Origin of the sequence: Vibrio sp. SG41-7 (assembly GCF_014164465.1) — a bacterium.
Taxonomy (GTDB): domain Bacteria; phylum Pseudomonadota; class Gammaproteobacteria; order Enterobacterales; family Vibrionaceae; genus Vibrio; species Vibrio splendidus.
Map to the genome: position 1 here is coordinate 1 of NZ_JACJFF010000413.1, position 271 is coordinate 271.

The following is a 271-nucleotide window of genomic DNA, read 5'->3' on the forward strand; positions in this document are numbered from 1 at the left end:
TTTGCTTGGCGACCATAGCATTGTGGACCCACCTGATTCCATGCCGAACTCAGAAGTGAAACACAATAGCGCCGATGGTAGTGTGGGGCTTCCCCATGTGAGAGTAGGACATCGCCAGGCTTTAAATTAAATCTTTAGGTTGACCAACCTGGAGATATGGACGCTCACTTAGTGAGTTGACCACTGCGGAGTGGTAGTTCAGTTGGTTAGAATACCGGCCTGTCACGCCGGGGGTCGCGGGTTCGAGTCCCGTCCACTCCGCCACTTATTA

1 tRNA gene and 1 rRNA gene are annotated in these 271 nt (G+C 52.4%); both read left to right on the top strand.

What is annotated here, in order from left to right:
• Positions 1–4 precede the first annotated feature (4 nt).
• A 5S ribosomal RNA gene (gene rrf, locus H5300_RS27400) occupies positions 5–120 on the top strand.
• Positions 121–187: 67 nt separating this feature from the next.
• Positions 188–264 (top strand) — tRNA-Asp (locus tag H5300_RS27405).
• Positions 265–271 lie beyond the last annotated feature (7 nt).